Consider the following 24,116-nt stretch of genomic DNA (forward strand, 5'->3'; position numbering starts at 1 on the left):
TAATTCTATCGCTCCGTGGTTTTCAATAAATTTACACTATGTTATATTTTATAATATTTTTTTTAAATCTAAAATTGCGGGGTTAAAGCATATACAGTGCCGGTTAAAAAATATCCTCTTCTCTTAGTTCTGATCCCCTTTATTTCAGGGATTCTTTTTGGAAAAGGATTCCCGTCTTCATCATTTTACATATACATTACAGCTACTGTCATATCTGCTTTGTTTCTTCTTCTTTCATTATATCTCGGCGGAAGAAAGCTCTCCCTCTTGATAGTTGTAATCTCAATTTCTTTTTTATCCGGTTTTACTGTCTGGCGCATTCATGCAGAAAGAGATTTGAAAATGCAAGATGAGGTCATAGAGTTTGATCGTATGCCGGCGGTGGTAAGAGGGATAATTGTCTCTATCCCCCAGAGAACTCAAAACGGTGTGGAGTTTGAGATTGAGCCGGAAAAAATATTGATAGGGGAAAAACTTCATTCATTCCCCGGGCACCTCCTTGTTTCTTTAAAGGCTCCATATGAAACAGATGAGATGCCCCGCTATGGAGAGTTAATACAGGCATCAGGCACATTGCATGTACCGGGCAGTTACAGAAACTTTGAAGGCTTTGATTACGGTGAGTATATGAGAGAAAAAGACATATCTCTTATTCTTTCTGTAAAAAGCCATCTATTCTTTAAGGTCATAGAAGAAGGCAGAGGAGCCCAGATCCTTTCATTCATATATGCGATGAGAGAGCGGGCAATCGATACATTAAACAGAGAGATAGTTTTTCCGCTTGCCCCACTTGGGGCAGGTATCATCTTTGGTGAGAGAAGCACAATCCCAGATGAAATAGAAAATTATTTTAAACTGTCAGGCACGTATCATCTTTTTGCCATTTCAGGGTTCAATATAGGGATTATGAGCCTTGCATGTTTTGCATTTTTCCGCGGGCTTGGACTGAGCCGCAAAACTGCAGCAATCCCGGCTGCTGTTGTTGTGGTTATTTATTCTCTGATGTCCGGGATGGGAGATTCTGTAAAAAGGGCTATGATAATGGCTCTTACATATTTTGCCGCTATAATACTTGAAAGGGAAAGAGATGTTTTAAACTCCCTCTTTGTTTCATTACTTATTATCCTTGTTCTCTATCCATCGAGCATTGATGATGCAGGGTTCCTGCTCACCTTCGCAGCGTCGTTCTTTCTCATCACCTGTACGCCATTTATTTATGAAAAGCTCGCCTTCATACCGGGTGTATATCTAAGAGGTCTTATCTCCGCGTCAATAGCTGCACAGATAGGAGTGATCCCTGTGCTTGCCTGCTTTTTTAATTATATCTCATTGATGAGCGTGTTTGCGAATATTGTTGCTGTGCCTATTGCCTCGGCTGCATTTATCTGGGGGATTGTAAGTCTGATAGTATCCCAGATAATCACATCATCTGCTTCATTTTTCTGCGGAGTAGAAGAGGTGATTTTATATATTCTCTTTGAGTGCGTGAATTTTTTTTCAACGCTTCCACTTTCCTATCTAAGAATTATTTCGCCGGGATATCCTGAAGTAGTCCTTTATTATTTAATCACTGCATATATATTTTTAATCCCTGCAAAAAACAGGAAGACATATATTCCTCATATTGCTGCCCTTCTTCTTATCTCGCTTTTTACTGCAAGGGCAGAAGGATTCTTAAGACCGCCTGAATGTCTTACGGTCACTGTCCTTGATGTCGGAGAGGGTGAGGCAATTGTGCTTCAAGGAGCGGGCGGAAAAATATTTTTGATAGACACAGGGGGAACCTATGACAACAAATTCGATATTGGCGAAAGTGTGGTGGTTCCATATTTGTTGAAAAGCGGCATATCATCTATTGACGGAGTCATCATAACACATCCTCATCCTGACCATATGTATGGACTTGCCTCGATTGCGAAGAGCTTTAATGTTGGTTGCGTTTACATTTCAAAGTGCTTTTCTCCGGAGAACAATTCTGTTTATAGATATGTGAATCAGGAGCTTTCTAAAAAAGGAATCGAGATAAAGCAGGTCGTCGCAGGTGATAAGATTCTCATTGATGATACTGTTGAAGTCCTTGCAGAGTATCCTGCCGAGACAGACTGTAATGAGGCTTTCGGCAATATAAACAATCTTTCACTTTTGTTGAAGGTAAGTTTTGGAGGCAAAGCAATGCTCTTTACCGGAGATATTGAAGAGCCTGCCATTGAGAAGATACTTGAGCGAGGAATTGATGTAAAGTGCGATGTTCTTAAGATTCCCCATCATGGAGGAAGGACATCAGCATCGAAAAAACTGATAGAAAGAACTGGTGCAGGCATAGCTGTCGTGTCGGCAGGGAAGGGGAACAATTTCGGGCATCCCTCGAAAGAGGTTCTTAATAATTTACAAGAGAGCAATATTAAATTATACAGGACTGACATTGACGGGGCGGTAAAAATAATGTTGAGAAAAGATGGAATAGAAGTTAAGAAAGCAGTGGAAGGGAGATAAGAGAATATGCAAATCGGAAAATTTAAAACTGAGCTTCTTATTGCAGGATTTTTCAGACTCGACGGCGGAGCAAGCTTCGGGATAATACCAAAGGCGATTTGGCAGAAAGTTTGTCCTCCTGACGAGCAAAACAGGATCAGGGTTTCGTCAAGGCCTCTTCTTATTCAGACAGGGAAGAAGAATATTCTTATTGATACAGGCATGGGGAATAAATGGGATGAGAAGGGAATGAAGATGTACAGTATTGAAAATGAACCATCGCTTTTGGCTTCGCTGAAAAAATTAAATATTGAGCCAGAAGCGATTGATATTGTTATAAATACACACCTTCATTTTGATCATAGTGGAGGCAATACCATAATTGCTGATGGTAAGATAAAGCCTGCCTTTCCGAAAGCCCGTTATGTCATACAAAAGGGTGAATGGGAGTATGCCCTTAATCCTGATGACAGGTCTGCGGGGAGTTATTTGAAGGAAAATTATCTTCCATTGATGGAGGAGTTTGTTCAGGTTGATCTTATTGAAGGAGATGCGAGAATTTGTGAAGGAGTGAGTGTGATTATGTCAACAGGTCACACAACGTTTCATCAATCGGTACTTATCGAATCTGAGGGGATGAAGCTTTTTTATCCGGGCGATATAATGCCAACTTCAATGCATGTCCATCTTCCATGGGTAATGGCTTACGACATGGCGCCAATCGAATCTGTAAACACCCGCAAAAAACTCATTGAAAGGGCAATCGATGAGAACTGGCTCATTGCATTAGAGCATGATCCGGTGCAGGAGTTCGGGAGGTTAAGGATCGAGAAGGGGAAGTTCATCTTTGTGCCGGAGATAGTCAGTTAAATCCTTTATGTTGTAAATATATTTGACAACTACGAATTATTTTAAGGATACTAATAATTAAATACTGACAAGAGGTGCTTTCAATGAAACTGAAAGTCATATTAGAACAGAGTGAGGAGGGGGGATACACTGCAATAGTTCCTAGTCTCCCTGGCTGTATTAGCGAAGGCAACTCCAAAGAGGAAGCTTTGACCAATATAAAAGAGGCTATAGAGCTTTATCTTGAACCGCTCGATGATGATCTTCAAACATTTCCGAACGCAGAGGTTGTTGAAATTGCTCTATGACGAAGGTTCCAAGCTTAAATTACGAGAAGGTCATTAAAGCACTTCAGCGTGATGGCTGGGTTGTAGTTCGTCAAAAGGGCAGTCATATAAGACTGCAGAAAAATACAAAAACAGAAGTTCTTAAAATAACCGTTCCAGCACATCGCCCTATTAAGCGTTCTACTCTTTCCCATATTTTAAAAGAAGCGTATCTGTCTGTAGAAGATTTTGAAAAGCTCTTATAATATGTATTCAATTATCCCTGACGCATTGAAAGAGGTTTTAAAAAGAGCAAAATCCGTAGTTGTCCTTACCGGTGCGGGAATCTCCGCTGAAAGCGGGGTGCCCACATTCAGGGGAAAAGACGGACTATGGAAAACCTACCGTGCAGAGGAACTTGCAACACCGGAGGCATTCTACCGCAATCCAGCACTTGTCTGGGAATGGTATGACTGGAGAAGGCAGTTGATTGTGCCTCTCTCACCAAACGATGGCCACAGAGCAGTTGCTGAAATGGAAAAGAAGTTTGAGAATTTCCTTCTTGTCACGCAGAATGTTGACGGACTTCACCGTAAGGCGGGGAGTTCTAAGATGCTTGAGATCCACGGTAATATCTGGAATGTGAGGTGTACAAAAGAAGGAACGGTTAAAGAATGTCTTGATGTGCCGCTAAAAGAAATCCCGCCCAAATGCGCCTGCGGTGCCTTGCTTCGTCCCCACATTGTATGGTTTGGCGAGTCATTGGACAGGCAGATACTTGATAAGGCAATCTCTGTGACAGAAGCCTGCGATGTTTTCTTCTCTGTGGGGACTTCGGCGCTTGTCCAGCCTGCGGCATCATTTGCCATGATGGCTAAAGAGCATGGCGCCTATGTAGTCGAAATCAATTACGATGAAACGCCGATCTCCGACACGGTTGACCTTTCCCTTCGCGGCAAATCAGGTGAGATACTTCCGGAGATTCTGAGGGAGATAATTGTTAGTTAGAAAAGTTGAGGCTTATATAAAGCTTGTATTTCAGACCCAATTCTATATAATTCAGTCAATTAACTGACCGATTTTGAAAAAATGTATATAGTTCAAAAACAAATGGAAAATCTAAGGCGGTTGCTGGCTCCGGGTAAGGTTATTGTAATTTACGGTCCGCGGCGCACCGGCAAGACTACGCTGTTAACTGAGTTTTTAAAGCGAGAAAAGAAGCCTTATCTGCTGGTAAATGGTGAGGACATTACCGTACAGGGATATCTTTCAAGTCAGTCACTGGAAAAGCTTAAAGCCTTCGTTGGTGCTAATCGTCTGCTTGTTGTAGATGAAGCGCAAAAAGTACCAAATATTGGGCTTAACCTTAAACTGATTATTGACCATCTCTCCGGGATAAGGATTATCGCTACAGGCTCATCATCATTTGACCTTGCACGGAGCATTGGAGAGCCGCTTACCGGCAGGAAATATACTCTTAAACTTTTTCCTCTTGCTCAAATTGAGATTGGACAGATAGAACAGCGAAATCAGACGGATGCCAATCTGGAAAGCCGGCTTATATATGGGTCTTATCCGGAAATTGTGCTTATGCAGGATAACCGCGTGCGGGAGCAGTACCTCAAGGGGATAGTCTCATCCTATCTATACAAGGATATTTTGGAACTGGATGGTATCCGTCATTCTGCAAAGATAAGCCGTCTTTTACAACTCGTCGCTTTTCAGATTGGCAAGGAAGTTTCCTATACCGAGTTAGCCAATAGCCTGGGGATGAGCAAGAATACTGCGGAGCGCTATCTTGATCTTCTTGAAAAGACTTTTGTCCTTACAAAACTTTCCGGTTTTAGCCGCAACCTGCGAAATGAAATCACCAAGAACTGCCGCTATTACTTCATAGACAATGGGATTCGTAACGCGCTTATCAACAACTTTAACCCTCTGGAGTTGCGTAATGATACAGGAGAGCTCTGGGAAAACTATCTCGTCATTGAGCGGTTGAAGAGGCAAGAATATCTGTGTGCAGCCGCCAACAACTATTTTTGGCGCACATATACGAAGCAGGAGATGGACTTTGTTGAAGAACGGGAAGGAAGACTCTACGGCTATGAGATGAAATGGGGGAAGGCAAAGCCTCGTCCGCCTAAAGAATGGCTCAAAGCTTATCCTGAGGCGTCATATATGGTTGTGAACCGGGAGAATTATCTGGATTTCATTACATAGTACAGAACTAATTTTTGCTTAGTAAATCAGGTGTGGTACTGCCGGAGATTGTGAGAGGGTTGTAGCTAGTTAATCGTTATCTGCTTTGATACGCTGATGTTGTTCTCTTCATTTGATTCGATTACGTTATTCTCGCTGTCGCAGACTGTTTTTATATAGTATGTGCCGGGGGTTTCATTTACTTTCCATTTGAAGTGTATAGTTGTGCTCTTATTCTTTTTAATGGTTTTGATATTTCTTTTACCAAGCAATTCATCACCATCAACTGATTTATTGTCATTGCCTGATAAATAGAAACTAACTTTTGAGTGAGTGCTGTTTGCCTTGCCTATGTTTTTGATTACGGTATTTACAATCGCACTTTTCCCATTTTTAAATGTGTTTGGACATTTTACAGATTTTGCCAACAGGTCAGGGAGTTTAATTGCATTTGTTGTGGAGATTCTCAATTTTGGCGCCTTTGTGGAACCATCAGAAGATGTATAAAAATTAGCATTGGCTCCGTAATAACATGGATGACCAACTCCTGGTACATAAACAGTGTCTCTCTGAGGACTAAGGTAAAAGCCAGAATAAGAGTTGGAAGATAGCAGTAACAGGTCATCATTTAAGGCGTCAGTAACATCTATATAGTGGAGTTTTGGTGTATAATCAACAGGAACTACAGATAAATTCCCAATGTATTCACCTTCGTACATACGCATACTTATAGATAACGTTTGCTTTTCTGAATCTTCGGTTAAACTAGTAACATAAATACCGCCGTTTCCAGAAGTACCATATAACATTAATTCTGCGGTAAATGTTCCGGTAACCAATGAGCTTAGACTTGAAATATCAAATTCAATTATCCCATAACTGTTATTAATTACACATGCATCCCAGCAATTAGATTGAAAGAGTTCAATGCCTTCTCTTATTACAGTACCAACATGGACATCCTCACAACCACTCATTGAGCTGGTAGAGGAAGAGCCATAGGCAACACGACCTGAATATAAAGTTCCTTCAGCAACAGGAGCAAGAGTAATTGTAGTAATATCCGGATCACATGGGTCACCAATGCCGTCATTGTCCTGATCTGCCTGAGTGGGATTTGGAATATCGGGGCAATTGTCAGAATCGTTTTTTATGCTGTCATTGTCTTTATCATTATTATTAACCTCAGACATCGCCGTGATTGCGTTATTGTTTGAATAAGAAGAGGATGGTAGTAAAAATATCGCTATAGCAATCAAGAACAGTAATAATGACTTACTATTACTCATAAAACTCCTATTGTGGAATGAATGCTAAAACATCAGCTTTATAAGAATATTATGAGTAATAAATACAGATTGCAACTCTTTTGCTAATTTTGCTCAGTAATGTTCCGGCAAATATTTATTCTTTCCTGTCCAGCAGACCTTTTAAGAGATCAACCGGTATGGGCATTATGGTGGTTGTGTTATTGTGAGATGCTGAAAGCTCTACAAGGGTCTGGAGATAGCGGAGCTTGCAACTCCTGAGGTATTTCAATAACAGAGACCTGCGATGTTTTCTTCTCTATCGGGACTTCTGCACTTGTCCAGCCTGCTGCATCCTTTGCCATGATGGCTAAAGAGCATGGCGCCTATGTAGTCGAGATCAATTACGATGAAACGCCAATCTCAGACTCTGTTGACATTTCCCTTCGCGGCAAATCAGGTGAGATACTTCCGGAGATTGTTAAAACGCTGTAAGAAAATCTTTGTTATTTTGTCTGGGATTTTACTACTTCAACTGAAACAGGGGCAGATAATTCAGAAGTTCTATTATTGAATTTTGTCCTGATCTTATACCAGTAAGACTTTCCTGATTTTACATTTTTATCTGTAAATTTATAGTTTGCGCCTGAGGATGTTTTTTTCTTGGCATGAATTAGATGTTTATTAATTTTCTTAAACTTGCCATTTTCTGAAGTGCTTCTAAGTATGTCGAACCCTTTGCAATCTGTCTCTGACACAGTTTCCCAATTAATGGTTACTTTGTTCTTTACTTGTCTTGCCCTGAATGATGAAAAAAATCCGCCATCATCAGTGATTTTTATTATCTGAAGACCTCCGCTGCCGTCGGCAATATAGACGATTTTATTTTTTACAACAACGCGCTGTGCGTAACCATAAGTATCATAAGAACCAATAATCGATGGCTGTAGTTGATTCGAAACATCTATTGCCAATAAACCATCAGCGCCGCAGGCTAGATAGAGTATATTATCCGATTCATACATCCCATCTACGCTGCCAACAGCTAAATCTAAGTTGCTAATCAGTTCAGGACTGCCGGGATTGCTTATGTCTATTACCGAAATGCCAACAGTCCACTGTCCTACTCCCTGATATTTAGTCCAACCTATATATGTAGTTTTGCCGGAAACATAAAGTGATTTGGTGCTGCCGCTTAACTTAAATGAAGATAACAGTTCAGGTGATGAAGGGTCGCTTACATCTATAATCTGAAGTCCGTAATTATTGTTAGCTATGTAAGCTATGTTGTCTTTGACTATGATTCCTCCTCTCATCCCCCAACTCATATATTGCCCCAATAGCTGCGGGGATTCTGGGTCGCTTATATCAATTATGAGCAATCCCTTATGTTCATCAATAATGTATGCTGTGTTTTCTGAGACAAAAACATCATATGCATAGGGAGAAGAATATTCTCCTGTTAGCGTAGGAGTGGCGGGATTTTCTACATCTATTATTTTTAATCCCCCTGCTAAATAAGCATATTTACCTGACTTATAGACAGCCCGTATGTTGTAATAGCTTTCATAGGAACCAAGAAGCTGTGGCGAAGTTTCTTCACTGATGTCGAGTACATTGAGCCCTTTATTGTCTACAACATAGGCAATATTCCCTGAAATATCTACATCCAAAACATCAGTTGAATAATTGAAAGAACCAGTTAGTGTTGGATATGAATAGTTATGGTACAGGTCGACTATTTCTACTCCCCAGGATTTTTCTGCTATGTAAGCAATTGAGGCGGAAACATATAATTTAGTCATGCCGATGTGGGATGTATAGCTACTGGTGAGTTCTGGAGATGCGGGATTCGATACATCTATTAATAAAAGAGTGCCGTCTTCTTTGACAAGATTGACGGTATTTCCTGAAACGTATAATCCATGATTATAGGCCGGTGAATGATAATAGCCAGTGAGTGCTGGTGAAAGAGGATTGCTGATGTCTATTATTTCCAATCCCCCATGAGAGTATTCAGAACCATTAGGATATTTTGAGCCGCATGCAATATATGCAAATGAGCCGGAAACAAAGATATCATAAATTGGACTGCTTGTACTGTATGAGGCTATTAATGAAGGTGATGAAGGGTTGCTGACATCGAGAATTGCAAAGCTCTTATCATAGACAACATAAGCAGTTGTGCCTCTGACTTGGACCTGGCCAGGCGTCGATGGTATTTGATATGTTACTAAAAGCTGTGGAGATGACTGGTTGCTTACATCAATAACTGCAAGCCCGTTTGTTCCGCCATTGTCGGAGTAGGTTGCATAGAGTGTATTGCCTGATACGGTCACATCGTTAAATGTCCATCCATCATTATTAAAAGAACTTATTAACGATGGTAATGAAGGATTGCTGACATCAATTATAAGGATGCCATAGTCTGTTGTCTGAAGATAGACAGTATTTCCTGAGATATCCAGGTTGTCTGCTTCGTTGTAATCATATTCAAAGCTTGATATGTTATAGGAACCGACAAATTTTGGATTAGACAGGTCTTTAGTGTCAAATATATTCAATCCTCCTTGCCCGACAGCGACATAGGCTTTGCTTTCCGAAACAACTATATCCTGAGCCAGGCCTGAACAACGATATAAAGCTAAAGGTGAAGGTGCTGCAGGGGTAGAGATATCCATTATGGCAAGTCCACCTGCAATTGCGGCAACGCAAAGCGAGTTATTCATGGCATAAACACTTCTTATGCCAGCGTAGTATTTACCGTTTTCAATCAAAGGTGAATTGCTTCCAAGCAATACCGGTGAAGAAGGATTGCTTATGTCCAATACCAGAAAATGTATAAAATCTTCAGAGAGGCAGGCCATATTCCCTATGATTGAAACTTCTCTTATCTGTCCTGACGGAATATATGAACCTAGAAGGACAGGAGAAGAAGGATTGCTTACATCCAATATCCTTAATCCTGCATAGCCGCAAGCTGCATAAGCGATATTCCCTGACACTTCTACAGCATAAACATACCCGGTAGTATCGTATGAGGATATTAATTGAGGATAAGCAGGATTGCTTATGTCTATTATTTTAAGCCCGTCACTTCCGTTGGCAAAATAGGCAATATTGCCTGAAACATAAACGGCCTCGGAGTTACCTGTTAATTGGAGTGAGCCTAATAGAGCCGGAGATGATGAGTTGCTGACATCAATTATTTTAAGTCCATTTTGAAGATCTGCCACATACGCTTTTCCGCCGGATACATGGATGTCATAAGCATAGCCAAAGACATCAATAGCTCCACGAAGTTCTGGAATGGATGGGTCTGTTACGTCGAAAATCTTTACTCCATCATAATAGTCGGCAAGATAAGCGGTTTTCCCTGCTAGATCTATACTGGATGAATAGCCTGATGTATCATATTGACCGAGTTGGACAGGGGAGGATGGATTGCTGAGGTCGAAAGTAGTGAGACCATAACTTCCCTGAGCAATATATGCAATATTATCTGAAACCTTAATATCTCTCACTCCCCCAGAAGTGTCTATTTTAACAAGTCCTTTAGGATCAATTATAGAAACATTTGAAATGTCAACAATAGAAAGAGAACTATCGTTGGTGATATAAGCCTTTGAGCCCGCAATTTCAATATTTGACCACTGTGAGGAATAGGTAGAGTAAGTATAAACATGCTGAGGAGAAGCAGGGTTTGTTATATCTACAATGTCTAACCCGTTTGATAAGATATAAGCTCTGTTGCCTGACACACAAAAATCATAAGAACTGTAATCATATCTATAACTGCCAAGCATTGCAGGTGATTCAGGGTTGCTGACGTCAATAATGAACAGCGTGCTCGAACCCGTAACGAAGGCTTTATTGTCTGACACAAAAATCTTTGTCAAAGAAACTTGTTGTGAATAGTCGTCGATTACTGCGAATGTTGATAGATGTTTTGGCGACGATGGGTCGCTGACATCCACTATAACTAATCCCTTTTGCGCGTCTGCGATATAAGCAAAGGAATTTTCTATAAAAACATCTGCTACACCTCCACCCGTGTCATATTGAGACAGCAATTTTGGAGATGATGGATTTTTCACATTTATTATTGCAAGACCAGAAGCCCCCTCGGCTAAATAGGCAGTAGATTGGGATACGAAAACACTGTTTGGCTTTTCCGTGGTGTCAAGTGAACCTTTAACTATTGGCTTTAAAGAGTCAGAAGCATCAATAATTGTCAGTTTTGAATCGTCTCCAGTAAGATATGCGATGGCGTCTTTCACATCGAGATGATAAAGAGCGGTTTTATAAACAGTTGTTGCCGAGCGTAATTCCGGCACCGAAGGATTCGAAATATCTATTATAGTAAGACCGTTTGCTGTTGCGAGGTATGCATAATTCCCGTCTAATTTCATGTCAAAGGGATTGCCCCCATAATAACCGAGAGGAAGGAAGTCTATTGCCGATGCAGTAAATAATGGAGATAAAGACAACAAAAGAAAGAATAGAAATATTTTTTTCATATTTTGTACTGTTGGAGTGACAGTAAAAACATGTTAATGGCTACGACTATAACAGTCAATTATTTTTTAAGCTTTTTTTTATTCTTTTAATCAAAAAGCTATTAGAAATTACTTCTTCCTTTCCAGCAAGCCTTTGAACAAGTCTATAGGTATTGGCATTATGGTTGTGGAGTTGTTGTGCGATGCTGAGAGCTCGACAAGTGTCTGAAGATAGCGGAGCTTGCAACTCCTGAGGTATTTCAATAACAGAAGCCTGCGATGTTTTTTTCTCAGTCGGGACTTCGGCGCTTGTCCAGCCTGCGGCATCCTTTGCCATGATGGCTAAAGAGCATGGCGCCTATGTAGTCGAAATCAATTACGATGAAACACCGATCTCCGACACCGTTGATCTTTCCCTTCGAGGCAAATCTGGTGAGATACTGTCGGAGATTGTGAGGGTGTTGTAAAGTATTCTTTACATTAATATTGACAAGTAATTGGACATTAATTATTATAACAACAGGCAAGAAACTTAAGGATGTGTCAATAAAGCTTGGGATGGTAAAAAAATTATGTCTTCAAAGTTTATTCAGCAGTTACGCAAGAAACGCAATCTGACACAGGAAAATTTAGCATCTTTGTTAGGCATCTCTCGACCTACCTATATTCAAATAGAGCGAGGAGACAGGGAGTTAACTGTTTCCGAAGCAAAAAAACTGGCAGACCTCTTTGGTATTACATCAGGCGATTTTATAAATGAAAAGGAATCTTCTGTTGTTGTGAAAATTAAAAAAGGCAAAAAGCAGACAAAGGAAGATATAAAAGAAATAAGAATAAGCGTGCCACAGGAAAAAGCAGATAAATTTAAACAGGTATTGCTCTATATTCTCAGGAAGGTGGGCGGAAAGCCAAATGTTGGAATGACGGTTTTATACAAGCTGCTTTACTTCATTGACTTTGACTATTATGAAAAATATGAAGAACAATTAATGGGTTTGGTGTATTTAAAAAACCATCATGGTCCAACACCTCTTTTGTTTGAGAGATTCATTGAAGATATGATGAAGAGAGGTGAAGTAGAAAAAATAAAAAGTAAATTTTATCAGCATATGCAGGTCAAATATCTGATAAACCCTGAGATAGAGCCGGATTTAAGCATTCTTAATGGTCAGGAAATGGAACATATTGATTGGGAATTGCAACGGCTTTCAGACCTTACTGCAACTGAATTATCCAATCTTTCCCATAAAGATGTCCCGTGGATAAGCGTGGAGAATGGGAAGACATTAGATTACGAGTCGGTTTTTTACCGTACCGCTGAGACTTCAGTACGTGACTATGGAAAAGACGACGAGGCTTGAATATTATGAGACCGACTCCTTCAAAAGAGATTTGAAGAAGTTGCTAAAAAGATTCAAAACCCTCGAATCTGATTTACAAGTTGTAAAACGCGATGCCATTGAACTTTTCCACCTTAAGAAAATTGATAACCAGAGTATCTTTCCAATTCATGGATTTTGTACAAACAAAATATTAATCTGCAAAATCAAGAAATTCGCCTGCAAAGCTTTGAAGGGAAGAGGGGCAAAAAGCGGGATAAGGGTTATTTATGCATTTTACGCTGATGCACTAAAAGTTGAATTTATTGAAATATATTTCAAGGCTGATCAGAAAAACGAAGACCGTGAAAGAATAAAGGAATATTTAAAAAGTCGTTAACCTTCGCCTAGGATTCTTCAATTGGCAAATCAGGTGAGATACTTCCGGAGATTGTGAGGGGGTTGTGACTGTTTTAAATATATTTGTGGACAGTTAAAATTCAATTGATAACATAGTAGTAGATTTAGTGAGAATATATAACCTTCATCAGGAAGGAATGAAAATATGAAGAAAGAAACGATAATCTGTGACCCGAAAATTCTTTCAGGCAAACCTGTAGTTAAGGGAACAAGGATTTCTGTCGCATTTATTCTCCAGTGTCTTGCATCAGGTATGTCAATTGAAGACATCCTTCATGGTTATCCAACGCTTACTCGCGAAGGTATTCTTTCAGCCCTCGATTATGCTGCCAGAAATTTCGAAGGTGAAGAAATTCATTCAATATCTGCCGGAGCAAAATAAGTGCTTTGTTTATTGGCAGATGAAAATATCCATGTAGATATAATCAAAGCTCTGAAAAAATCAGGCTATGATGTTGCAACTGTCAAAGAAATAAAATTAGATGGAAAGCCGGATGAGGTTATACTTGCTAAAGCCAATTCTGAAAAAAGAATTCTGATTACTGCGGATAAAGATTTTGGCGGTATTATTGAGCATGGACGGTTAGCTGGAAAAGGACGCATTGTTTTACTTCGCTACAAGCTGTTAAATATCCCCCTTATTGCCAAAGATGTGCAATCTGTATTGAAAGAAGTTGAAAAAGACTTTATAGATGATCCCGGATTGATTGTTGTGCTGTCTGAAGGTCGTTATCGTTTGCATCATCATAAAGTAAAAAGATCTTGAAGTTTAAATTTGTTGTCAGCGGAGGTAAAAAGTGAACTCACGCAAAATAAAGACTGAACATGCCGTCTCATTTCTATTCCTCATTATCTTATTGTTTATTTCCAGTTATGTCTCAGCCAAAACATTTAATGTCAGTAACACAACTCAGTTTCGCAAAGCACTTGAAGATGCCGCTTTAAATGGAGAAGATGACACACTCATTTTGGCTGCCGGAACTTATAGGACAACAGATGACGGACAGGGAACTTTTAAATTTGTTGATAATGAAATATATAGTCTCACTATCAAAGCTAAGAATGGGTTGACTGCAGATGATGTAATTATGGACGGTGATAATACAAATCGCGTGTTTTGGTATAAAAATAGCATGGAATCAACTTTAACAATACAAAGTGTGACTGTTAAAAATGGAAATAGTGATAACTCTGCTTGCGGTGGTGGCATATATGTTGAAAATAGCGTAATCATAAAAAATTTGATTTTAACAGGAAATGTTGCTGACCGTGGCTACGGCAACTCCTATGGCGGTGGAATTTACGCTAAGGGTAATGTAACCGTTACAAACTCAACTATATCTAAGAATGATGCTGTTGGTTTTCATTATGATATCTTCGACTCTGCCTATGGTGGAGGGATTTATGCTAATGGTAATGTAACCGTTACAAATTCAACTATATCTGAAAATAATGCGATCGGTGATGACTATCAATCGAAAGGTTACGGTGGGGGGATTTACGCTAAGGGTAATGTAACTGTTACAAATTCAACTATATCTGAAAATAATGCCTACTATGTCGACGATGAAGATTACTACGGCGACGAAGTCTACTACTCCACCTATGGTGGTGGAATTTACTCAAAAGGAAATGTAATCATTACAAACTCAACTATTTCTGGTAATAATGCTGATTACGATGACAGCTATGAACGTGGCGGTGGAATTTATGGCTATGGTATATTCATAAATAATATTTTTTCTGATAATTCATCAGATATTTATTTTAAGGGAGATAGTTTAGTACAAAACAATTATGTTGATTATGAAAAACTTAGACATGAATCATCTTATATAATTATCAAGAAGAACAACATCCAGCCTAATGAAGGTGACCTTAACTTCACAGATTCTGATTTCCGGTTAGGGAAAGGCTCCATTGCAATTAATAAGGGCTTAAGTCCTACCTCACAGACATTTAAAAAATTAATCAAAGATAAATCAATATTAAAAGCATTGAAAATAGATAAGGACGGTAACAAGCGAATCATAGGCAAGGCAATTGATTTAGGTCCCTATGAGTATAATTCAAAAAAAGCTTCTAAATAATAATATCCGGAATGCAACCTTGAATGTGTAACAAATAGAGAAGCTACTTTTAAAGGGTTGTAATTTAAACAGTTTAGACCGTCTGACTTAGCATGAGTGCAATAAATAATAGAGCGTATTGAATATTCATGTAACAGGGTAAGAAAAATTGGAAAGAAAGATACGTCTTTGAAAATAGTATACATATTTGGAGCGGGGGCTTCAGCAAGCATTAATGAAAGGGTGCCTGTTATGGCTAATTTTTTTGAGAAGGCCATTGATTTGCTTGATGAAAGTAATAAAAGCTTTTTACTTGCTTTTGCTTTTACAGAGGAAGCAAGAGCTTTTCCCCAGAATTTCGAAGTTGAAAATCTTGGCATAAAAATGGGTGCCATAGAGAGACTAAATGAACAATTTGTGAATCCTAGGAACAATCCAGAAATGACAGAGCAGCAAAGCAGTCTCCTAAATAAAGAACTCATAGAAATCATAAATAATTATAAGGCAGCATTTAAGAGTGACTCTAAAAGGAGAATGGCAAATCTTGAAGATGTTTTTAGCAAAGTAGAAGCATACATGGAAAAAAAGGGAAAAAACACGGCAGCTGACCAAACGCATGCTCGTCTTCAATATATGATAAACGGATTATTCTATCATTTGGATTTGGATAAGGATTTGCAGAAAAGTTTTTCTAATGCGGCGCACCATACACTCAGCGAGTTTGTTGCAAGCACTGACAATGTGGAGCATACCTTTATTTCTTTTAATTATGATCTCTGGCTTGAAAAAGCACTTTATCAAAAGAAGTTATGGTTGCCGAGAGATGGTTATGGGAGCTACAATTTTGAGTACTATTCACGACCTGAAGAGGATATTGAATGCGGTTCTGGAAATGTTAATATTGCAAATAAATTTACTGAAAAACCTCAAAAAAGCAAAGTTAACGTGCTTAAACCTCATGGTTCCTTATCTTGGCGATTTGGTAAGAATCATGAGAATGGTATTATAATTTTGGAAAATGGTGAAAATTCTATTGTTGCTTATAACAAGACTTGGAATTATCCTCCGCTTCATTTTCCAAAAAATACAGAAATAAACTTGATCCCTCTTATTGTACCACCTGCTCCAAACAAAATCAGAAGCCATCCGCTTTTCCGGAAAACGGATAAAGATGTTTCTAATGCTTTATTACATGCAGATGCTGTCGTTATAGTAGGTTGGAGTATGCCGCTAACAGATAGGTATCAACAGGATATTATACTAAACATATTGAGTAACAGAGAGGAGCAAATAAAAAAGTTAATTGTCTGTGATAAACGCGAATCGGGCGGAGATTTATTGTTGCCAAAATTTGAAAGTATTTTTAGAGCAAGAGAAATAAAGCCCTGGTTAGGTGGCTTTAATAGTGAATTTGTAGATTTCTTGAAAAAGGAAGTTTGAGTATTTATCTCAGTAATGAGTGTTATGCTGCTTCGGGAATATCAATATGTTCACCCTCGCGGCGAGCAATTTCTATAATAATGCTTACATCATCTTCCTGCCATTGTTTCTCGCCGCATGGAATTGGTTCAATGCGGTTGTCGATTCTTGCAGCTATCTTCCAAAGTAGTGTCACATCCTGACGATTGCGAGTGCCGTCAAACTTTGGCGAAACTACGATAAGATCAATATCACTCCATTCATCATTATTTCCTTTTACCTGTGAACCAAAAACAACACCAAAGGAAACATTTATTCCGCTGTTTTCAACTGCCTGAAGATATTTTATGATTATTTTTACAACAGATTCATTAACCATTGAAAAAGCTCCTCAGTTCTTTCAATATATTTATATGCTTCTTTGGTTGATGGTGGTTGTGCTAATAACTCAGGATATCTGCCCTCTATTTGGAAGATGTTAAGTTCTGCAAAAAAATCCTGTTGATCTGAATTTAAGGAAATACCTCCCAATTCAGCTAACCGGGCAAGATTATGAATTCTTGGTGCAAGATCATTTGTCTTATTGCTGATATTGGCTTTTAAAAGTTTTTCAGTGGCAAGATGAGCAAAAAACAAACCATGACGTACTTTATTATTTTCGACAAGCTGTTTTGCAGCGGCCAAATCCTCTGCTGCGCCAGCTTTCCATAAATCGATTTGTTTTTTAATATTTACCATAATTTTATTTAATTCTAAATTTACTTAGAAATTATGCAAGATAAATATCTCAAATTCTACTTACTGATAGGATATATTTGCAAGCGGTGGCGGTCTGCAATGAGCGCCTGAAGGTTGAAGCGAAATGCAGGCTGTCACCGCTCGCATATAATAAAAATAAACCGGTTATTATTTTTTCTCCAGCAGACCTTTTAAGAGATCAACCGGTATTGGCATTATTGTGGTAGTGTTGTTGTGCGATGATGAAAGCTCTACAAGGGTTTGGAGATATCTCAACTGAAGCGCGGCAGGTTGTTCCTGAATCATTCTCGCTGCATCACAGAGTTTTTCCGCTGCCTGGAATTCGCCTTCGGAGTTGATTATCTTGGCGCGTCTTTCCCTTTCCGCCTCTGCCTGCTTTGCCATTGCTCTTTGCATTTCCTGCGGAAGGTCTATGTGTTTTACTTCTACGCCGGAGACTTTGATACCCCAGCTATCGGTGCGTTTATCGAGGATCTCCTGAAGTTCATGGTTTATCTTATCGCGGTGGGATAAAAGCTCGTCAAGCTCTGACTGGCCAAGCACACTACGTAATGTTGTCTGTGCAAGCTGTGAGGTTGCATAAAGATAATTTTCAACTTCGACAACCGCCTTGTTAGGATCCATTACCCTGAAATAAACTACGGCATTGACTTTGATGGAGACATTATCTTTCGTGATTACATCCTGCGGAGGAACATCCATTGTAACTACACGCAGTCCTATCTTTACCATTGTGTCTATTACAGGGAAAACAAAAATAACACCCGGGCCTTTCCCGCCTATTATCCTGCCAAGCCTGAATATGACAGCCCTCTCATATTCCTTCAATACCTTGATTGCCATGAGAAAGTAGAGAATTACGATTATAAAAAATATGCCTATGCCCGGTATATTAGCCAACATAACGACACCTCCTGAGTTATGATTTTTTCCTTACTTTAAGGACCATTCTTTCACTTCCGGCACTTCCGGTAACCTCGATCTCGTCTCCTTTTTTTATTGGCTCATCACTTTCCGCATCCCATATCTCGCCATGAACTAATATCTTGCCATGTTCCAGTATGTCAGTATCTGCTGTTCCATGTTCTCCGATAAGCCCTTCGTAGCCTGTCTTTACAGGAGCCCTGTGCGCTCTTATAACGGCACCGACCACAAAAAAGAATATCGCCGCTATGGCAAGGGCTACAGGAATTATAACACCTAATGATATCCTGAGGAATGGATAGGGGGTGTCAATAAGCATCATAGAGCCGAGGACAAATGAGATCACGCCTCCTGTTGTAAGAAGCCCGTAGCTTGGGACATATAGTTCTATAATAAAAAGAAAAATTCCAAATATGATTAGCGCAAGCCCTGCGTAATTAATGGGAAGTGTCTGCATACCAAAGAATGCGAGGATAAGAGATATGACCCCGGCTATTCCCGGGAATATCAGCCCCGGACTTTGAAGCTCGAAGTATATTCCCACAAGACCTACAAGAAAAAGAATGTATGCGATATTCGGGTCTGATATTACGTTGAAGAATTTCTGCTGGAAGCTCATCTCAATACGAGTGATTGAAGCTCCGGTTGTATTTAGTATCCTTTCCTTTTCTTTGATTATAACTTTTCTGCCGTTTATCTTTTCAAGTAATTCTTTGGTGTCCTTGCATATCAGGTCAATTATGTTGTTCTTAAGAGCTTCTTCTGCGGTTATTGAAACGCTTTCCCTTACGGCCTTTTCAGCCCATTCCGCATTCCTGCCTCTCTGAGTTGCCATGCTCTTTATATAAGCTGCCATGTCATTTTCTATTTTTTTAAACATCGTGGATTTCTCATCTTCGCCTCCCTGCATGTTTACAGGATGTGCGGCGCCGATGTGCGTTCCCGGGGTCATTGCTGCAATATGGCTTGCGATGGTTATGAATGTGCCGGCTGAGGCTGCCCTTGCACCTCCCGGCATGACATAGACAACCACAGGCACATCCGATGCGATCATGTCTTTGATTATGAGCCTTGTTGACTCTACAAGTCCACCCGGCGTATCAAGCTCTATTACAAGACATTCTGCGCTGTCATTTGATGCCTGCTTTATTGCCTGTCCGATGAAATCTGCTGCTACCGGATTTATTATGCCGTCAATTTTTATGACATCAACAGTGCTTCCATATGTTATCTGCGGAAGCAGGGTGGTGAGAAAAAGAAATATTATAAAATAAGCTCTGTTTATATTTGTTTTCATATTTTATAAATTTAATATCTTTAAATATAGTAAGAGAAGAAGCAGAGATAGTCAATAATAGTAAATGATAGTCAACAGCAGGGATTAGAGTTAATCCTGATTTCCGATTATTTCTTTTATTCTGTAGATGGGTCTTTTTTGCGATTCAAAGTATGTCCTTGTCTGCATTTCAGCCACTATGCCAAGGCTTATTAACTGGATGCCTGTAAGCAGAAGCAGGACGCCAAGAATAAGCAAGGGGCGGTTTGCAAGCTGTATGTGGTATATAAGTTTCTGGAACGTGAGATAGGCTGAAATCACAAAACCTATGAAGAACGAAGTTAAGCCGATCCTTCCGAATATATGAAGAGGTCTTGTCTGGTAGCGCCTCAGGAAACTCACTGTGAGAAGGTCAAGGAGCACGCGCCACGTCTTCGACAGGTTATATTTACTTTTTCCATGAATGCGCGCATGGTGTTTTACAGGCATCTCTCCGATACTTGCTCCTTCAAAAGAGGCAAGGGCAGGGATGAAACGGTGAAGTTCTCCATAGAGGCAAACATCTTTTATTATTTCACGCCTGTATGCTTTCAGCGTACATCCGTAGTCATGGAGTTTTACCCCAGTTGCAATCCCTATTATCCAGTTTGCAATGGCAGAAGGAAAGTTGCGCGTAATCGGGTTGTCCTGTCTTTTGCTTCGCCAACCGCTCACAACATCATATCCTTCATCCATTTTTTTAAGAAGCGCCGGGATGTCTTTAGGGTCGTTCTGGAGGTCGCTGTCTAAAGTTATGATTATTTTACCGGTTGCATAATCAAAGCCCGCTGCAATGGCGGCAGTCTGTCCGAAGTTTTTCCTGAATCTTATAAGCTTGTAATTAGTGCGGCTATTGCAGATCTTCTTCAGTATCTCACAGCTTCCGTCATCAGAGCCATCATCAATGAAGATGACCTCATAGTTTAGGGGAGTGTTTTTAAGGCTTGCATCAATCATGCCTGCAAGTGGCTCAATGTTATCGCTTTCATTATAGACAGGGATAACCAGAGAAAGGTCATAAGTTTTTTGCTCTGTGTTCATTAATGTTTTCTTTTAAAAGAAATTAATTGTGGAAAATAGGATATATTTGAAAGGTACAAAAAGTCCAGAACTTAAAGCAGGCGTCTTTCGTCCCATCTTGAAAAAATGACGAGCCCTGCTATCAAAATAACTGCGCCGTATGCATAAAGCCCGGCAAGATAATAAACAGAGCCGGCTATATCTTTGCCGCGCAGCATGAAGTTGTAAAAGCAGTTCATCCCCCAGGCAGGCATGGCAATATATGAAAGCTTCTGCATCCATGACGGCTCTATAAACAGAGGCCACCAGCATCCGCCGAGACCTGAAAGGGTGAGGATAACAAGTGTTCCCATGGAGCGCGCCTGCTCCCTTGTATTTGATATGCTGGAAACAAATAGCCCGATAGATGCTGCGCTGAATGAAATGCCGAGCGCAGTTATAACGATCCCTGCAAGGGAATTGCCGAGCGACATGTCAAAGGCATAGTACCCGAAGGCAAACAATATCATCATCTGGAAAAAACCGGTTGTTATCTTTGCAATAAGTTTTCCGGCAAGAAGGGAAGTTATTCCTACCGGAGCCGAAAGAAATCTTCTCAAAGTCCTGTCTTCATCACGTTCCTTAAATACGCTTTCCGAGAAGCCATAAAGCATTCCGAACATGGCGAACATGATGCTGAAGCCCGGGACATTTTGATCAAAAGATGTGAGGTTCTTTTTTATCCCTGTCAGGTTTTCCTCTTCAAGTACCAGTGAACCTGAATATTCCTTCTCCATCATGGATTTGAATTTTGATGCAGTGAGCTCTGGATTAAGAGAAAACAAAAGAGGAAGCGTTGATAATTTTATGTTTTTCATTGACTGAAGTGTCAGTGAAATTCTTGATTCGAATTCTTTTAATGCGCTTTTGACTGCGCTTATCTCGATTGCCTTGGCAGGGTCGGTGAGAAGAATGAGCTTCTGCTTTTCTCCCATGAGGCAGTTTTTTGTAAAATCTTTCGGAATTATGAGGGCGGCAGCAGCTTTATTGGTATCACGTACAAGCCTGTATGCTTCATCTTCTGAGACCATTTCAACTGTGAATATCCCGCTTTTTCTCAGGATCTCAGGAAGCATTCCGGAAAGCTTGCGTTTATCAAGGTCAACAACAGGAAGATAGATTTTAAATCCGGAGCCGGTTTTCCCGTAAATGCCGCTTAAAGCGATTCCCGCAACTGATATTACAACTATCGGGACTGCCGTCATAAGCAGTATTGACATGCGGTCGCGCAAAAGGAGTTTGAATTCTTTCAGCATTATGAAAAAGATTTTCATTAGTCGCGAAGTTCCTTCCCCGTTACATAGAGGAATATTTTTTCCATATCGATTCGCGTTAGTTCCAGTTTTTCTCTGAACATTTCAAAATAATCATTGATGGTGTGAACCATCAATATCTTTCCCTTGTCTATTATGGCAATGCGGTCGCACAATGCCTCAGCTTCGCTTATATAATGGGTTGCGAGCAATATTGTCACACCGCTTGTTTTAAGCTCTTTTATCATTGCGTATATGTGCTCCCTTGACTGCGGGTCAATGCCTACTGTGGGTTCATCGAGAAGGAGGATCTTTGGAGAATTTACAAGTCCGCAGGCAAAGTTGATACGTCTCTTCATCCCGCCTGAAAGGGTTTTTATACGGTCATCTTTTCTTGATTCTAACCCGGCAAATCTGAGCAGCCTCTGTGCGTTTTCTATGAGGCTCTTTCCACTTACTCCGTACATACGTGAGAAGAAATAAATATTTTCATCGGGAGTGAGTTCATTATAAAGGGATATGTCCTGCGGTACTATCCCAATGAGCGATTTAATCTGCCGGGGATTTTTTAGTATATCTATTCCTGAAATATGAACCGAACCATCTGATGGTTTTATCGCGGCTGAAAGGATTGAGAGTAGAGTGGTTTTTCCGGCTCCATTCGGCCCGAGTAATCCGATTATCTCTCCGGTGTGAATATCAAGAGAAAGGGAATCAAGTGCAACTATGCTGTCATATGTTTTTTTTACAAGCTCTATTTTTATGCTTATATCAGGAGCAGATGAACTTTGAGATGAATTCACAGATTTTTTCCTCAGACCCTCTGTAAAAATGATCTTCACCGGGGATTAATTCCAATGTGCCATTAAGCCCGAGTTTTTCCATGAGAGCTAAAGTTTCCTCTTTCGTGACACCAAGGTCATTTTCTGCAACTATAAAAAGAATTTTACCATTAAAACCTGAAAGACAAGAATAATCATAAATGGAAACAGGAGGGGATATGAGAACGCATGAAGATACATATTCCTGCCGGCAAAGCTCTGCTGCAATCATGGTGCCAAAGGAGTAGCCGGCAATGGCTACTGATTCAGTTCCGGAGAGGCGCATGATTTCACGGGTAGTAAACTGTGAATCGGATATTATGCTGCTAAAATCTCCCCGTGCATCAAGAGCGCTCCAGTAATCGTATAATGAGATGCCTGAGACTTCCATGTCGCTCTTGCCAACTCCCCTGTAGTTAAAACGGCCTGTGAAAAATGAATTTGAAACTAGCAATTCTGATATCGCTTTAACGACATTGTTGTCAATATCTCCGCCAAGTTTCGGATGAGGTGGAAAGATGCACGCTGATTTGGTGCATTTGCCATTTTCCGGGTAGGAGATTATTCCATCAATATTAAGGGCAATATCAAGAGAGTCTTTTTTCAGGCTTACTCTTTCATCGAACATCAGATTCTGACACCTGTCAGGTCAAAATCAACTTTGATCTGGTCTTTCACACTCATGAAAAGAAAAGTTCTTGGCTTGATGTCAAAATCTTTGAGCGAAAGAGGTACGGAGGCTTTAAGGTTTATTGCTTTATCGGAGAGTGACATTGTCGCAGGAAATGCAATGTCTTTTTTTACTCCATGCATAGCCAGCTCTCCGCTTATTTTCACAAGATAATGGTCGCTTTCGGAAGCAGGTTTTTTAAGAATTGCTATCCTCGTAAGATTAAATGAAATTACAGGGAATAATTTCTCCGCCATGTCTTCCATCATGTTACTGTCGCGTTTTTCATGGTTTGTTGTCATTGATACGACCTTGACTTCAAAAGTCCCTTTTGAGGTATCCTCAAGATTTTCTATGTCGCCTTCAGCAAAACCGGAGATTTCAGATGCTTTGCCGTCAAAGTCATGAAATGTCGAGCTTCCCTCGAATACTACTTTGCTTTCCGGTGACGTGAAGGTGAATTTTACTGGTTCGCCGGCATAAGCCTGCGATGCCAGAAAAATAACAATTGGCAGAAAAAAAAGAGTATTAAATACTTTTTCCGGGATTTTCATTA

The 24,116-nt window shown here is 40.0% G+C and carries 23 protein-coding genes; 12 read left to right on the forward strand and 11 right to left on the reverse strand.

Annotated features, from left to right (window positions below):
* The first annotated feature begins 96 nt into the window (after window positions 1–96).
* The 6 genes from HZA77_06520 to HZA77_06545 all read left to right on the forward strand — a co-directional run bounded on the left by HZA77_06520 (window position 97) and on the right by HZA77_06545 (window position 5,807).
* Window positions 97–2,493: a DNA internalization-related competence protein ComEC/Rec2 gene (locus HZA77_06520; GenBank protein MBI5375071.1), complete on the forward strand. Its 2,397-nt coding sequence runs from the start codon at window positions 97–99 to the stop codon at window positions 2,491–2,493.
* 6 nt (window positions 2,494–2,499) lie between these two features.
* Window positions 2,500–3,342 (forward strand): MBL fold metallo-hydrolase, encoded by an 843-nt coding sequence (locus tag HZA77_06525; protein ID MBI5375072.1) that lies wholly within the window; start codon window positions 2,500–2,502, stop codon window positions 3,340–3,342.
* 83 nt (window positions 3,343–3,425) lie between these two features.
* A complete protein-coding gene (locus tag HZA77_06530; protein MBI5375073.1) occupies window positions 3,426–3,629 on the forward strand; it encodes a type II toxin-antitoxin system HicB family antitoxin in 204 nt (67 codons plus the stop codon).
* Complete coding sequence (locus HZA77_06535; GenBank protein MBI5375074.1) at window positions 3,626–3,853, forward strand: type II toxin-antitoxin system HicA family toxin; 228 nt, start codon at window positions 3,626–3,628, stop codon at window positions 3,851–3,853. The genes HZA77_06530 and HZA77_06535 overlap by 4 nt, the downstream gene beginning before the upstream one ends.
* 1 nt (window position 3,854) lies before the next feature.
* Window positions 3,855–4,595: an NAD-dependent deacylase gene (locus HZA77_06540; protein ID MBI5375075.1), complete on the forward strand. Its 741-nt coding sequence runs from the start codon at window positions 3,855–3,857 to the stop codon at window positions 4,593–4,595.
* Window positions 4,596–4,676: 81 nt separating this feature from the next.
* A complete protein-coding gene (locus HZA77_06545; protein ID MBI5375076.1) occupies window positions 4,677–5,807 on the forward strand; it encodes an ATP-binding protein in 1,131 nt (376 codons plus the stop codon).
* 65 nt (window positions 5,808–5,872) lie between these two features.
* Here HZA77_06545 and HZA77_06550 read toward each other — a convergent pair whose 3' ends face one another.
* Both HZA77_06550 and HZA77_06555 read right to left on the reverse strand, forming a co-directional pair.
* Window positions 5,873–7,075, reverse strand: coding sequence for a thrombospondin type 3 repeat-containing protein (locus tag HZA77_06550; protein ID MBI5375077.1), 1,203 nt, complete (start codon window positions 7,073–7,075; stop codon window positions 5,873–5,875).
* Between the two features lie 464 nt (window positions 7,076–7,539).
* Window positions 7,540–11,553, reverse strand: a complete 4,014-nt coding sequence (locus tag HZA77_06555; protein MBI5375078.1) for a beta-propeller domain-containing protein — start codon at window positions 11,551–11,553, stop codon at window positions 7,540–7,542.
* Between the two features lie 551 nt (window positions 11,554–12,104).
* Between HZA77_06555 and HZA77_06560 the strand changes: the two genes are divergently transcribed.
* From HZA77_06560 to HZA77_06585, 6 genes are all read left to right on the forward strand, one after another.
* Window positions 12,105–12,893 carry a DUF4065 domain-containing protein gene (locus tag HZA77_06560; protein MBI5375079.1) on the forward strand — a complete coding sequence of 263 codons (789 nt, stop codon included), beginning with the start codon at window positions 12,105–12,107 and terminating at the stop codon, window positions 12,891–12,893.
* A complete protein-coding gene (locus HZA77_06565) occupies window positions 12,871–13,251 on the forward strand; it encodes a hypothetical protein (GenBank protein MBI5375080.1) in 381 nt (126 codons plus the stop codon). The genes HZA77_06560 and HZA77_06565 overlap by 23 nt, the downstream gene beginning before the upstream one ends.
* A 165-nt stretch (window positions 13,252–13,416) precedes the next feature.
* Complete coding sequence (locus HZA77_06570; protein ID MBI5375081.1) at window positions 13,417–13,653, forward strand: DUF433 domain-containing protein; 237 nt, start codon at window positions 13,417–13,419, stop codon at window positions 13,651–13,653.
* Window positions 13,654–13,665: 12 nt separating this feature from the next.
* Window positions 13,666–14,037, forward strand: coding sequence for a DUF5615 family PIN-like protein (locus tag HZA77_06575; GenBank protein ID MBI5375082.1), 372 nt, complete (start codon window positions 13,666–13,668; stop codon window positions 14,035–14,037).
* A 31-nt stretch (window positions 14,038–14,068) separates the two neighbouring features.
* The gene (locus HZA77_06580; protein ID MBI5375083.1) at window positions 14,069–15,361 is read left to right on the forward strand and encodes a hypothetical protein; all 1,293 of its coding nucleotides are present in this window, start codon (window positions 14,069–14,071) and stop codon (window positions 15,359–15,361) included.
* Between the two features lie 168 nt (window positions 15,362–15,529).
* Window positions 15,530–16,780, forward strand: coding sequence for a hypothetical protein (locus HZA77_06585; GenBank protein MBI5375084.1), 1,251 nt, complete (start codon window positions 15,530–15,532; stop codon window positions 16,778–16,780).
* A gap of 22 nt (window positions 16,781–16,802) precedes the next feature.
* On the opposite strand, the gene HZA77_06590 is transcribed toward HZA77_06585, so the two are convergent.
* The 9 genes from HZA77_06590 to HZA77_06630 form a co-directional block, all read right to left on the reverse strand.
* Entirely contained in the window at window positions 16,803–17,138 is a 336-nt protein-coding gene (locus HZA77_06590; GenBank protein ID MBI5375085.1) for a nucleotidyltransferase domain-containing protein, read from the reverse strand.
* A complete protein-coding gene (locus tag HZA77_06595; GenBank protein ID MBI5375086.1) occupies window positions 17,117–17,497 on the reverse strand; it encodes a HEPN domain-containing protein in 381 nt (126 codons plus the stop codon). The genes HZA77_06590 and HZA77_06595 overlap by 22 nt, the downstream gene beginning before the upstream one ends.
* Before the next feature lie 168 nt (window positions 17,498–17,665).
* Complete coding sequence (locus HZA77_06600) at window positions 17,666–18,421, reverse strand: slipin family protein (GenBank protein ID MBI5375087.1); 756 nt, start codon at window positions 18,419–18,421, stop codon at window positions 17,666–17,668.
* 16 nt (window positions 18,422–18,437) lie between these two features.
* Window positions 18,438–19,739, reverse strand: coding sequence for a nodulation protein NfeD (locus HZA77_06605; protein MBI5375088.1), 1,302 nt, complete (start codon window positions 19,737–19,739; stop codon window positions 18,438–18,440).
* Window positions 19,740–19,829: 90 nt separating this feature from the next.
* A complete protein-coding gene (locus HZA77_06610; GenBank protein ID MBI5375089.1) occupies window positions 19,830–20,798 on the reverse strand; it encodes a glycosyltransferase family 2 protein in 969 nt (322 codons plus the stop codon).
* A gap of 71 nt (window positions 20,799–20,869) precedes the next feature.
* Window positions 20,870–22,090, reverse strand: coding sequence for an ABC transporter permease (locus HZA77_06615; GenBank protein ID MBI5375090.1), 1,221 nt, complete (start codon window positions 22,088–22,090; stop codon window positions 20,870–20,872).
* A complete protein-coding gene (locus HZA77_06620; protein MBI5375091.1) occupies window positions 22,090–22,872 on the reverse strand; it encodes an ABC transporter ATP-binding protein in 783 nt (260 codons plus the stop codon). The genes HZA77_06615 and HZA77_06620 overlap by 1 nt, the downstream gene beginning before the upstream one ends.
* A complete protein-coding gene (locus HZA77_06625) occupies window positions 22,841–23,518 on the reverse strand; it encodes an alpha/beta fold hydrolase (GenBank protein MBI5375092.1) in 678 nt (225 codons plus the stop codon). The genes HZA77_06620 and HZA77_06625 overlap by 32 nt, the downstream gene beginning before the upstream one ends.
* Entirely contained in the window at window positions 23,518–24,114 is a 597-nt protein-coding gene (locus HZA77_06630) for a YceI family protein (protein ID MBI5375093.1), read from the reverse strand. Before HZA77_06630 ends, HZA77_06625 begins: the two co-directional genes overlap by 1 nt.
* Between the last annotated feature and the right edge of the window lie 2 nt (window positions 24,115–24,116).

It is taken from the genome of Candidatus Schekmanbacteria bacterium (genome assembly GCA_016219965.1).
Taxonomy (GTDB): Bacteria; Schekmanbacteria; GWA2-38-11; order GWA2-38-11; family J061; genus JACRJM01.